The sequence below is a fragment of the Olsenella sp. An290 genome (assembly GCF_002159535.1).
In the GTDB taxonomy this organism is placed as follows: domain Bacteria; phylum Actinomycetota; class Coriobacteriia; order Coriobacteriales; family Atopobiaceae; genus Thermophilibacter.
Map to the genome: position 1 here is coordinate 1 of NZ_NFIU01000025.1, position 12760 is coordinate 12760.

Sequence of the window (12760 nt, forward strand, 5' to 3'; positions counted from 1 at the left end):
CAAGTCAGGAAGCTAGGGGCGTGCCGGCGCCGGAAACCGAAAAACTTGCGTGCTGAAACCCGAAAGAAGGGCGCGCTCTTTTCCGCAAGTGAGACTTGACTAAACACAGATGATGGGACCTTCGGACTCGCCTTTGATCTTTATTGCGATTATGGCCATCGGAATGGCCATAAGCACCAGGGCCACAGAGCACGAGCAGAGGTCGAAGGCGCGCTTCACAAATCGGTACCCCAGGCTTCCCGACACCTGACGAACGCGCGGGAGCTCAATGATTTCCTCGTCGGGAAGCAGCCCAGCAAGGACGTCGGGAGCGATGCCGCTCTCGGTAAGGCCGGGCGTGCTTTTTGCGGCCTCATAGACGCGAGCAGCCTCGCGACGGTTTTCAACGCCAGAAGATGCTCTTGCCAGGTCGTAAAACACTTGACTCTTCTTCTCGCCCGTGGTCGAGGCCTCAAACGCTCTTTCTGACAATCTCTAGTCCCACCTTGATCGTCTTGGTCCTGCCGAACATGCGCATATCCAGCCAGGCCAGTCGCTTGTGGCGGTCAATCTTGCTGATGAGTGCCTCGTGGCCCACAAGGGGCCCGTCGGTCACCACGACGCGGTCGCCCTCTATGACGCCCACGCTCATCTCAACCACCTTGTCGAGTGGCTGCATGAGCGCAGTGAGCCAGGCGACCTCGTCGGGGCTCAGGGGGATGATCTTCTCGTCGCTTTTGCCAAGGAGGCGGGTGAACGCGGGAACCCGCGCAAGCTGGTCGGAAACCTGCTGGATGTTAGACGTCTCCACGAAGAGATATCCCGGGAAGAGGGTCTCCCGCACAAAGGTCCACTCTCCAGCTACCTTGCGCTTAACCTCTCGGCGCGGAACAAAGCAGTCGGTGACGTACTTGCTCAAAAGCTTGTTGATGAGGTCGCGCACTCGCGCCTCGCGGCCGCCCGCAACCTGTATAACGTACAAGGCCATCAGCGCCTCCTTTCTGGGGACGCCCGTACCAGCAAGGCAGTTAGCGCGCAGGATGCCCCGCGACGGGTCCCTGGGGCCCCGCCTCGCTAGCAAGCGACGATATTCATCCCCCGCAAGCCCTCAGCAACGCGCCCTTGGCGACGATTGCCGGCCTTCCGGATATGCATGGGCCGCGCTGCGACCCGGAGGCAAGAGCCTCCTCTGCCAAGCTCGCCCATGACGAGCGCAGCAGAGGCAACTCTCGCGCGGCTACCAGCCAGCCACCTCCTCCCTTACGGGAAACTCCCGTACGGCGCGCGCCAGAAGCTCGTAGTGCCGGGGACGATGCGCGTCCGAGGCGATAAAGCGGTAGAGGCCGCGCTCAAAGAGCCGGCGCGCGGGGCGCTTCTCGCGACCGAGCCGCCCGCCCGAGATGAAGTTCGCCGAGGCCTGGAGCCGACACCCCATGCGCACGAGCTCCTCGGCCAGCTCCGGACGCTTCTGGATGGCGCGATAGCGCTCCGGGTGCGCGATGATGACGTCGCGCCCCAAGGTCTGGAGCTTGTAGATGGTGCGCTCGTACTCCCGGAAGTCCTCCGCGGAGCATCCGGAATCCAGCTCCAGAAGAAACTCGGAGCTGCCCTCAAACGAGAGCCGCTCCGCCCAGGCGCGCACGCCCAGCTCCAGAAGCTTGGCGTGCGCCACCTCGAAGCCCATGGCAAGCTCGATGCCAGCCTCCTGCGCGCGGGGCGCAAGCTCCCGGTAGGCGGACCACATGCGGTCGTAGTCAAAGTACGGGTCACGGACGTGCGGCGTACACACGATGCTCGTCACGCCGGCGGCGCGCGCGGCCTCAAGCATCTCGAGCGCCATGCCCAGGTCCTGGGCCCCGTCGTCAACGCCAGGCAGAATGTGACTGTGGATGTCCCTCATGCGATCCCTCCTTCCGGCTCTCCGCGCTTCCGCCGCGCCCCGTCTTCCCTACTCGCTACTCGTCCAGATACGACCCGCCCGACGGCCGATACCCCTGATAGGAGCCGTCCGCCCCGGCAGCGGCCACGTGGGCGCCCTTGGGCAGCGGCCTGAGGCCCGCGGCGCGGGAGCCGCCCTCGGCGTGGTGTGCGGCCGGGCGCGCGACCGAGCGGGTCGCGGCGCGCGGTGCCGGCGCGGCGTCGGCCGCAATCGCATCGAAGCCGGAGGTGGCGTCGCGCGCGTCGTCCCGGGCGTAGTAGTTGTAGTAGTGCTCCTCGCCCTGGGACTCGCAGAAGTTGAGCACGGTGCCAATGAGGTTGGCATCCGCCTTGTGGAGCTGGTCGACGGCCGCCACGAGCTCATCGCGCTTGACGAAGTTCTCGCGCACCACAAGGAGCGTGCCGTCCGCAACCGAGCCCAGCACCGCGGCGTCGACGAAGGCGGAGAGCGGCGGGGTGTCAAAAATCACGTAGTCGTAGGCGTCGCGCACGCGCTCCGTCAGGTGATGGAAGCGGCGCGAGGCCAGGATGTCGGCCGGGTTGGGGATGTGCGGCTCGCAGTCCAGGAAGAAGAGGCCCTTGGCGTCCGTCTGGGCCACCGCCTCCTCGAGAGAGGCCTGCCCGGAGAGCACGGCGTAAAGGCCCATCGGCGGGTGAACGCCCAGCGTGCCCGCAAGCGTGCGACGGTGCATGTCGCACTCAACGAGCAGCACGTCCTTGCCGCCGCTCGCAAGCGTGCGGGCAAGCTCGAGGGCGACGAAGCTCTTGCCCTCGTTGGGCACAGAAGACGTCACCACGAGGGTCTTGATGGGCGTGTCCACGGACGCAAAGCGGATGTTGGCCGCAAGCGTCTTGAGCGCGTTCTGCATGATGACGCGCGTGTTTGTTCCCTTGGCGGAGCTGGCGGGCATGCTATCGCCCTCCCTTCATGGCGGGGATGCGTCCGATCACGGGCACGCCGAGGAGCTCCTCGACCTCCTCCTGACCACGGACGCGCGTGTTGAGCATGTCGGCCACCACGACAATGGCCACGGCCGCAAAGAGGCCGGCCATGAGGGCCACCGCCACATAGAGAGGACGGTTGGGGCCGCTTGGCGCCGCGGGCGCGGAGGCCTGGTCGATGGCGTTGACGGACTCGATGTTCATGACCTCGCGCGCGATCTCAGAGACCTTCTCGACCATCGTGTTGGCGATCTCGGCCGCCATCTCGGGGTCGGGGCCGGTGACGGAGAGGCCCACCACGCGCGACGTGGTCTCGCTGGAAACCGAGATGCTGTAGCCAGACAGGCTCTCGAGCCCCAGGTCAGAGGCGGTCTCGCCCTTCACGCGGTCGCTCGTGAGCAGCGTTGAGACGTCATTGGAGATCATCTGGGACGCGTTAAGGTCCGTCGAGAGGTTTGCGCTCGTGTTGGCGTCGGCGTTGCGCGCGAGGACGTACATGCTCGTGGAGGCCGTGTAGGTGTTTCCCATGAAGCCATAGCCATACACGCCCATGACCAGCGCACAGACAATGGGCAGCGCCACCACGAGGCGAAGGTGCTTCTTGAGCAGCTGGATGAGTTCGAGAAGGGTCATTGGGGCCCAGTCTCCTTTCCGTTGGTGCGGACAGGCACAGCGGTGTGCGCCAACCGCCGGGGCCTACGCATCAGGGCCTCGGAGCTCCCGCCGGGTGCATGGTACGAGGGACGGCATCGATTCCAGGGAAGGCGCGAGGAATCACAAATCCGTGAGACCCCCCCCCCAGAGACGTTATTCCGGAAGGACGCCAATGGGGAGCGGCGCGTCATAGGCGCTCTACCAGCAAAAACACTGCTGTCATGCCTGCTCATTGCGCTCACCGCCTTTGTACCCCCGCCCGCTTTTCAGTAGCCGTCTTAGTCTACCACTTAGCCGAATCTGAAAATGGGGGGGGTATATCTTTTATCGGCCGCACACGCAGCGCTTACTTCACGTCCACAGAGAACGCAGATATATGAAAGCGGGCCGGTCCCAAAAGGGGGACCGGCCCGCACAGGGCATTTCGCAAAAGGGAGCGCAGCCTACTTGTTGGCCTTGTTGAACTCGTCTCTGAACGAGCCGAACATCTTGCCCAGGGAGCCAAGCTGCTTGCCCGCCGCGCGGGCCACCTGGTCGGACGTCGACTTCTTGGGCTGGGGCTTGGGGCGCGGCTTGGGCTGGGCCTGGGCGGCCGCCTTGGGAGCGGCCTGTGAGGCGGCCTCGGCGCTAGTCGCCGGACGGTACGTCTTGGGCGCAGGGCAATCGGCCGGGGCGGCGGCCTCCGCGGGCAGCGCCTCGACGGGCTTGGAGACGCGCACGTCGGCCGCCGGGACCGCAGGGGTCTCCGGAGGCTGCGGGGCGGCCCCATCGTCCTGCGAGGCGTCCTTGATGACACGCTGCGCCTTGCCGATCATCTTGCCCAGCGCGAAGGAGCCCTTGTCCACGGCCTCCCCCGCCGCCGCGCCGACCTTCTTGCCGATCTCGCCACCCTTGGCCTTGGCGCGGGCATAGCCCTCGCCGGCAGCGCCGGCAAGGCCGCCTTCGAGCTCGACCGGGCGCTCGCGAGCGTCGATGACCATGCAGCCGTCCTTGTAGCCAAGGACCATGTCCGGAGTAATCACGAACGACCCGAGCAGGGCGCGGGCGACGCCTCCGTCCGTGGTGAAGAAGCGGGAGACGGCACCGGTGCGCAAGTCGAACTCGGCGTCGGAGACATAGCCGAGCGGCTTGCCGTCCGTGGTACGGGCGTCCATGCCGGTCCAGATGATGCAGGCGTCCCAGTTGAGGCCCAGGCGCCGGCGGGCGGGCTCGCCCATGCCGTCATCCGGCCTTGTCACCACAAGGCAGCCGTCCTCGAGCTTGAGGGAGTCAAGCGCAACGAAGGCGTCCTCGCGCTTGATCATGCCGACGACGTCCGGTCGCTTGACCATGACGCCCGTCACGCGCAGGCCGTTAGGCGCAAAGACGGCGTTGTGAACCTTGCCGAGGCGCTGGAGGCGCTCGGTCACGGTGCCGTCCTTGGCGACCTTTGGCTTCTTGGGAAGCAGGACCCTCAGGCCTGCGAGCTCGGAGACCTTATACAAGCTAGACCCCGAGCGGAGCGTCCTCGTCCTCGTCGACGACCTCGACGTGGACGGCCTCGGCTGCCTTCTCGCCGGCGGGGGCGGTGTCAACCATGCTGGCAACGCGGTCGCTCACGGACGCAACGGCGTCCTGCACCTGGGCGGAGGCACCGGAGACGGCGTCGGAGAGGGACTCGCGGAGCTGGTCCATGCGCTCGCGGGCAAGGTCGACCTTGGCGCGGAGCTCGTCGGTCTTGGCGTCGACGGTGGGGCGGAAGTCGTTGATCTTGTCGTTCACGACGCTGGCGCCACGCTCATAGGTGTCGACGGCGGAGTCCCACGCGTCGTTCATGGCGTCGGCGGCCATGGCGCGGCTCTCGGCGCCGGAGCGCGGAGCGAGCATGAGACCGGCAACGACGCCGGCCGCGGCGCCCACGATGCTGCCGAGGATGAAACCGGCGGTCTTCTTGTTCATGTCTTCCTCCTGTCGATCGGACTATGCAGAGGCGCGCGTGCTGCGCCGGCTAACGAACGTGGTGAGAGCGTGGGACGTCATCGAGGCGCCAGGGGTCGTCCTCGGACGGGGCCTGGTCCTCGGGAGCGGGCTCCTCGACGGCGGGCGCCTCGGGCTCCTCCGCCGCGGGGGCGGGCTCAAAGCGCCCCTCGGGCTGGGCGGGCGCGGGGTGGACGGGCGTGGGCTTGGGCTCGGGGGCGGGGGCCGGCTCGTCGGGCTCCGGCGCCTCGGGGGCGTCCTCGGCGGGCGCGAGGCTCGCCACGAGGTCGGCCAGGCCGGAGGCGATGGCCTGCACGTCGGGCTGCGGGTCGCCGCCGCCCGAATACGCCCACTGGAGAATCCAGACCGCGCTGGAGAGCGCACCGGCCACGAGCACGTCGTCCGGGCACGCAAGGGAGATCTGGTAGAGCCCCTCGTCAAGCTGGGTGGTCTGGCCGCTTGAGATGTCACCGGCGACGTTGGTCTGCGCAAGGAGCTCAACCGTCACGTGCTCGAGCAGGTGGGCAAGCTCGGTCTGGGCGATGACGTCGCCAAAGGACGAGGCGGCGTCGCCCAGGCAGAGGTGGTCCGCAAGGTGGGGCATGAGCTCGAGAACGAGCCTGGTGCCGACCGGGTCGTCGCTGGTCATGACGGGCGCGCTGGGCGAGAGGGCGACCTCGGCCTCAAGGGTGCGCGGCCCAACCGTGACCTTCCTGATGTCGAAAAGCTGAGCCATGGGAGGCTCCTTCTCCTCGGGCCCGCAGGCACGCGGGCGGCGTTTGGTCCAACCCATTGTAGTTAATGTGGGCGGGAGCGTCCCTATTCCTTCGACGGCTCAACTTCCTTCTGGTCCCGAGCGGTGTCGTCCTCGCCCTCGGCGGACGGCTCGGGGGCAATGACGCGGAGCATGGAGAGGCGGCGGCCGCGCATGGACTGGACGCGGAACTGGTAGCCGTCCTTCACGATCACGTCACCGGGATGCGGCAGCTTGTCGGCGAGGTCGGTCACAAAGCCGGCGATGGTCTCGTACTCCTCGGAGTCCTCGACGGGCCAGCCCAGGTCGATGGCGTCGTCGAGAGAGAAGCGGCCGTCGACGAGCCACTCGCGGTCGGAAAGCTGCGTGAGGTACTTGTTGTCGGGGTCGAACTCGTCCTCGATCTCGCCCACGACCTCCTCGACGATGTCCTCGATCGTGATGACGCCCGCGGTGCCACCGTACTCGTCAACGACGATGACCATCTGGTCGTGGCTCGACTGCATCTCGGAAAGAAGCGGGATGATGTCCTTGGTGTCGGGCACGAAGTCGGCGGTGCGCACGTGGGAGGCCACGAGCTCGGAGGACTTGCCGTCATCGAGGATGGGGCTGATGAGGTCCTTGATGTGGGCAATGCCCACGATGCGGTCCACGGAGCCATGGTAGATGGGGATGCGCGAGTAGCCCGTGCGGCGCATGACGGCCAGGACCTCGGAGAGGGTGGAGGTGTCCTCCATCGCGGTCATGTCCACGCGCGGGACCATGACCTCGCGGGCGATGGTGTCGCCAAGGTCGATGACCTCGTGAATCATGGACTTCTCCTGGTCGGAGAGCTCGTCGGCGTCCGTCACCATGTACTTGATCTCCTCCTCGGAGACGCTGTCGCGCTCGTCGGCGGAGGCGATGCCCAGCAGGGCCGAGAGGCCGTTGGCGGACTTGGCGGTAAGCCAGACGAGCGGCCGGGCAACGTGCATGAAGCCGCGGATGGGGCCGGCAACGGACTTGGCCACGGTCTCGGAGTTGGAGAGCGCAATGCGCTTGGGAACGAGCTCGCCCACCACAATGGAGAGATAGGAGACCGCGAGCGTGATGAGCACGGGCGCAAGGGGCGTGGCGATGGCCTCGGGCATGCCCAGGCTCATGAACCAGGTGTCGAGGGGGTCGGAGAGGCTCGTGCTGGCGAACGCGGACGACGCAAAGCCAACGAGCGTGATGGCAACCTGAATGGTGGCGAGGAACTGCTCCGAGTTCGAGGCGAGGTTGAGGGCGGCACGTGCCTTGCGGTCACCATCCTCTGCCTCGGGTTCGAGCACTGCCCTCTTGGCGCTCACCACCGCAAGCTCGGACATTGAGAAATAGCCGTTGGCCAAGGTGAGCAGGAAGGTGACCACAATACTTATTGCTACGTCCATGCGCTTGTGCGCAACCTCCTCGGTCGGGGTTCAGATGCAAGACGGCAACAGGGACGCTGCGTTGCCGACATAATGGATTGATTCTATCAGGTCAGACGCAGGAGCGCATGCTCATCCCACCGATTACCCCCGTAAGACGTGCGGGGTCCGGAACGCCTGCGGGACCGCATGCCGCAGCCGTGTGCCTTTTTGGCCTTCTGGTAGTGAATCAGCTGAGTCGACGAGCGTTATCGCGCTTTTGGTAGTGGCCTTTTCCGCCATGAAGGCGGCCCAGGGTCTCCCTCGCTTAGGAAAAGGCCTGTTCGCACGAATGCCCCTCCAGTCCGAAGGCGCTTGAGGGCGCCAAAGCCCACTGCCAAAAGGCCTAAACTGCACGCGCCTTCCGCAACTTCACTACCAGAATTGCTTTTCTGCACAATCCGACGACCTGCGGCGACTATCTCAGGAGGGCAAGGGCCGCGTCGTTTGACTCGGGACCAAAGAGGCGCCCCCTGAGCTCGCGCCGCCTGCGCTCCATGACGTCGGAGGCGGGTCGACGACGGAGCCCCAGACTCTTTTCCAAATCAGCCATGAAGGCGTCGAGCTTCTGCTGGCTCTGCGGGATGTCGCTCGTCATGGTGAGGTGGTCGAGCCCCTCGGCCCTATAGGCCCGGCGCTTGCGCTCGTCGGCGGCCTTCTTTCTTGGGCTGAGATGCCAGTCATCGCTGTCGTACTCCATAACCGTCCCGTTGGGCCACAGGAAGTCGGGCTTGATCACCCGCTGGCCCAAGAATTCCTGCAGCTGGGACGGAAGCTCCAGGGGCTCGTTCATCCTAAAGCCACCAAGCCGCGCGCCTCCCCTCGCCCGCGACTGCATCATATAGATGCCCAAGCCGGTCTCACGGGGAGAGTTTGAGTTAGGTACCACCAGCGCCAGGGCCGCAAGAACCTTGCTTGACCCATAGGTCCCCAGCGCCCGCGCCGCCTGGGCATACGAGACCAGCTCGGAAACGTCCGTGAGCGGCCGCACGTCCTTCACGAGGTCGTTGTGGGCCCAGGGCGCCAGGCCATAGGTGCCCGCCATCTCGTAGGCAACCTCGGCAAGGCCGATCTCGTCGTAGGAGCGCGAGAGCTGGGAGAGGGCGAGCGGCATCCGACAGACGAAGACGTCATCGCCCAGCCCGAACAGCAAAGCATCGGGCAGGGGTCCCGACCAGGTCAGAAACGAGACGCCGCGGCATGCGTAGCGACGGTCCCTTCCCGCCGCAACAAGCGTGAGAGGCGCCTCGAGCCCATAGCCCTCGCAGACGCGCGCGGCGCGCTCGGGCACGGAAAGGCGCTGGGCACCAAACACGTGCCCCGCCGGCTCAAGATCGGGCGCCGACGGGGCCGCCGCCCGAGCGCGCCGCCAGAACTCGAGCGCAGAGTCAAACCCTATAATGAGCCGCTCCCCCATACCTCCCTTTCCAACATATATTAATACTATATAAGTATATCTTATATTTATATAGTTGTAAGAGATATTGCGCTTCCCGCTCTGTAAAAAAGGGGCCGACCTGACGGTCGGCCCCTTCTGTACGAGCGTTTGCAGCCCTTAGCTGCGGCGGACCTTACGGCTCGCGACCAGCGCGGCGGCGACACTCGCAACCCCCGCGGCACCGGCAACAGCAGTGGTAGCCAAGGACGACGGGTCGCCCGTCTGCGGGACCTCCTCGTCGGAGCCCGGCTTGACGGTGCCGCCAGGCTTGGTGCTGCCACCAGGCTGCTGGCTGCCACCAGGCTCCTCACCCGGCTTGTCACCAGGCTTGTCGCCAGGCTCCTCACCGGGCTCCTCGCCCGGCTCGCCACCCGGCTCCGTCGTGTCCTCGACGAGCGCGGCGCGGGCGGCCTCGAGCGCCGCCAGGGCGTCATCGACCTCGTCCTGCGTGGCGTCGGCGTTGGCCAGGACGGCCTCGGCAGCCTCGCGGGCGTCAACGAGCGCGGCCCAGGAGTCGGCGGTGTAGTCGCCCTCCTTGAGCGTCAGCGCGTCGGCGACGGCCTCGGCCAGCTTGGAGGTGTCGACCGCCGGGGCCTCCACGTCCTCAAGCCCCGCAATCGCGTCGGCGATCGCCTGGGTCGCAGCGTCAACCACATCCTGCGTGGCCTCAGCGTTTGCCAGCACCTCGCGAGCGGCCTCAACGGCGTCGTTCAGCGCGGCCACGGACTCCTCGGTCTTGCCGGTGGTATCCAGCGCGACGGCGGCATCGATGGCGTCGGAAAGCGCGGAGGTGTCGGCCCGCTCAACGAGCGCGCTCATGGCGTCGTTCAGTGCGGCGGTCGCACCGTCGACCACCTCCTGGTCGGTGGAGGCCAGGGCATCCTGGGCTGCCGCAAGGGCATCCGCGAGCACGGCCCAGCTGCTCGGCGTGTAGTCGTCCTCGGCCAGGGTCCCGGCGGCCTCGATGGCAGCCTTGAGCTCGTCGTAGCTGACCTCGGGCTCCTCGGGCACCTCGACCAGCCCGGCCTGGGCGGTCTTGAGCGCGTCGAGCGCGGAGGCAACATCTGCGGCCGTGGCGTCCTCGTCGGCGAGCACGCCCTCGGCGGCGGTAAGCGCCTCGGCGAAGGGAGCCCAGCTCTCCGCGGTGTAGTCGCCCTCGACCAGCTGCGCAGCCGCGTCAACGGCGGCCTTGAGCTCGGACTTGTCCACGCCCGGCTCGGGCTCGACCGGCGGCTCGTAGGTGGCATCGAGCATGCTCACCTCGGCGATGGAGGGCACGGTGCCGTCCCAGGAGATGCTGATGGACTCGACGCCGTAGAACTCGGCGCCGGCGGCCTTGACCGCCTCGGAGAACGAGAGGTCCGTGATCGAGTGCTCGAGGGTGCCGAGCTCGACCACCTGGGTGGTGCTGTAGTCGTCAGAGGTGTAGACCTTGGCGCTCACCGAGGCACCGCTCGGCTCGCCCCAGGACAGGATGCGCGCGCCGTCGCGCGGCAGGCCGTCAACCAGCGGGTCGGAGACCAGGTAGGTCAGGGTGCCCTGCTCATCAACCGGACGCCAGTAGGTGGTCAGGCTGCCGTCGAGCATCTTGTCGGTCTCGGCGCCCTCAACGGCCTCGGAGGTGCTCACAAAGGCACCGGAGACCGCAGAGAACGTCAGGGAAATCGGCGCGGCGCTGAAGTCAAACGTGACCGCCTCGTCCGTCTCGTTGCGGACGCCCACGTAGCGCGCGGAGTCCACGTGCCCGTCCTCGACGGCGTTCCAGCCCAGGCCGTTGGTCGAGTAGACCAGCGTGAGGCCGGAGCCCGCAAGGGCGTCGATGGTCTCCTGGCTGATGGCGATGTCGGTGCGCAGGCTCGCGAGGTCGATGGCCGCGTACGCGCCCGGCTCAAACGTCACCTCGCCGCCCGTGATGGTAGCGGAGGTCTCGTTGGCCACGCCAGAGAGCGCGATGGAGGAATCGTTGTTCACGATGGCACCGGCCGGGCTCTCCACGCCCTCCTCGGCGGTGATCTCGTAGACCTTCCACCACTTGGAGGTGTTCTCGAGGTTGGTCACGCGAATCGCCTTCACGTTGACGTTGGGGAACTCAAAGGTCTGGGTCCCGGACGCGTCAACGTCGCCGATCTTGTACCACTCACCGTCCTCGCCCTGGTAGGAGATCTCGCCCTTGGCGATGCAGTCGCCGTTGCCCTCCTGTACAAAGGTGACCTTGCCCACGCGCTTGGAGGGCTCAAACGTGACGCCCACCCAGTCGCCCTGGCGGATGTTGTTGCTCTCGACGTTCTTGAGGTGCGCGTAGGTGCCCGTGTTGCCGTCGGTCACCTTGTCGAGCGTATAGGACTCGTACTCGGCCATGGTGTCGTTCATGACCGGGGTCGTCGTGCTCGGCAGGCGCGACGCCGTGAGCTCGTTGAGCGTCCACGCACCCTCGCCCTCGACCACAAGTCGCAGGCTCGTCAGGGCCGTGTTCGCCTCGAACGTGACCGTCTGATCGGCCGTGGCGGCAAAGTCGCCGAGCTTGGTCCACGTGCCGGAGACCAGGCCCTCGATCACGCCTGCGCGCGGCGAGGAGCCCTGGCTGATGGCGAGCTGGCCCACCTCGGTGGCCTTCACAAACGTGATGCCCGCGTTCATGCCCTCGGCGGGCGCGGCGAACGTGGCGCCCGTGCTCGTCTCGCCGTCCATGAGGGCCGCAACGGTCCCCTCGGTGGGCTCGACGCTCGCAAACGGCTCGGACATCTTGGCGGCAGAGGTGCCGAGGGAGATCTCGTTCACCTGCCAGTATCCGTTGTAGTACTGCTTGTTGGTAAAGCGCAGGCCCTTGAGCTGGACCGTCTCCGGGAAGTCAAGCGTCTGCTCGGCCGTCCCGTCGATGTGCCCCAGCTCGACCCAGGCCTCGCCGTCGGTCGTGTACTCAACAAGCGCGTCCCTCATGACGTCCTGCGGGCGGCCGTCCGGCACGGACTGCACGATCGTCATGGAGTCGGCCGTCACGTACGGGTCATAGCTAAGGGTGAGCGAGTCGCCAACCTCGACGTTGGTCGTGGCGTTGCTGCCCGAGAAGTGCACCGTCGTGCCGGTGTCACCGTCGGTCAGGTTGCCGAGCGGGTTGGTGGTGCCCAGGCCCTTGAGCGTGACCTCGGTCTGCACCTCGACGGTGCCCGTGGCGTCGGACGCGATCGGGCGCAGGTACTCACCCATCGCCTCGACAACCGGCCAGACCGCGCGGGTGCCGGCACGAGCGTACTGAATGTCCTCGACATAGGAGTAGCTGTGCATCAGTGCGGCGTCAAAGGCGCCCTTGCCCTGCGTGTACTCAATGAGCAGGCCGTCGACGTCATTCTCGAGATGAGCGCGGATGGCCTTGAGGTAGCGCAGCGCCGCCTCGGTGCCGTCCTCCCAGAAGCCGATCCACGGGTCGATCTGCTCGCGCATGGCAGCGTTGCCCGCGGACGTCTTGTAGGTCTCGGTGGCCTCGGCAAGGCCCGAGAAGAACTCCTCGATCTCCGCAAGGTCGTCCACCGTCACGGTGCCGTCCTCAACCTTGGCGCGGAAGGCGTCGAGCATGGGCTTGGCGGCCTCGGACTCGCGGGACTCGAAGGTCACGCCGCCGCCCTGGTACCACTTCATGTGCTCGGAGAGCTCGCGCAGGGCGTCGGAGGCGCC

General features: G+C 66.6%; 11 protein-coding genes. All 11 read right to left on the minus strand.

From position 1 onward, the window contains the following. Positions 1-99: 99 nt before the first annotated feature. Entirely contained in the window at positions 100-471 is a 372-nt protein-coding gene (locus tag B5F84_RS09105; protein WP_143786084.1) for a hypothetical protein, read from the minus strand. Then, on the minus strand, positions 452-967 hold the full coding sequence (gene loaP, locus B5F84_RS09110) for an antiterminator LoaP (protein WP_087323185.1): 516 nt from the start codon (positions 965-967) through the stop codon (positions 452-454). The genes B5F84_RS09105 and loaP overlap by 20 nt, the downstream gene beginning before the upstream one ends. Positions 968-1216: 249 nt before the next feature. Next, on the minus strand, positions 1217-1879 hold the full coding sequence (locus tag B5F84_RS09115) for a CpsB/CapC family capsule biosynthesis tyrosine phosphatase (protein WP_087323188.1): 663 nt from the start codon (positions 1877-1879) through the stop codon (positions 1217-1219). 55 nt (positions 1880-1934) lie between these two features. Further along, positions 1935-2828 carry a CpsD/CapB family tyrosine-protein kinase gene (locus B5F84_RS09120; protein WP_087323191.1) on the minus strand — a complete coding sequence of 298 codons (894 nt, stop codon included), beginning with the start codon at positions 2826-2828 and terminating at the stop codon, positions 1935-1937. 1 nt (position 2829) lies between these two features. Continuing rightward, entirely contained in the window at positions 2830-3492 is a 663-nt protein-coding gene (locus tag B5F84_RS09125; RefSeq protein ID WP_087323194.1) for a Wzz/FepE/Etk N-terminal domain-containing protein, read from the minus strand. A 464-nt stretch (positions 3493-3956) separates the two neighbouring features. Next, positions 3957-4997 carry a hypothetical protein gene (locus tag B5F84_RS09130; protein WP_087323197.1) on the minus strand — a complete coding sequence of 347 codons (1041 nt, stop codon included), beginning with the start codon at positions 4995-4997 and terminating at the stop codon, positions 3957-3959. A 1-nt stretch (position 4998) separates the two neighbouring features. After that, positions 4999-5451, minus strand: a complete 453-nt coding sequence (locus tag B5F84_RS09135) for a YtxH domain-containing protein (RefSeq protein WP_087323199.1) — start codon at positions 5449-5451, stop codon at positions 4999-5001. A 49-nt stretch (positions 5452-5500) separates the two neighbouring features. Next, complete coding sequence (locus tag B5F84_RS09775; RefSeq protein ID WP_087323202.1) at positions 5501-6205, minus strand: hypothetical protein; 705 nt, start codon at positions 6203-6205, stop codon at positions 5501-5503. Between the two features lie 83 nt (positions 6206-6288). Next, positions 6289-7635: a hemolysin family protein gene (locus B5F84_RS09145; RefSeq protein WP_087323204.1), complete on the minus strand. Its 1347-nt coding sequence runs from the start codon at positions 7633-7635 to the stop codon at positions 6289-6291. Between the two features lie 436 nt (positions 7636-8071). Next, complete coding sequence (locus B5F84_RS09150) at positions 8072-9070, minus strand: hypothetical protein (RefSeq protein ID WP_087323206.1); 999 nt, start codon at positions 9068-9070, stop codon at positions 8072-8074. A gap of 138 nt (positions 9071-9208) precedes the next feature. Continuing rightward, the coding region (locus B5F84_RS09155; protein WP_143786085.1) for a discoidin domain-containing protein at positions 9209-12760 on the minus strand (3552 nt) is incomplete at its 5' end.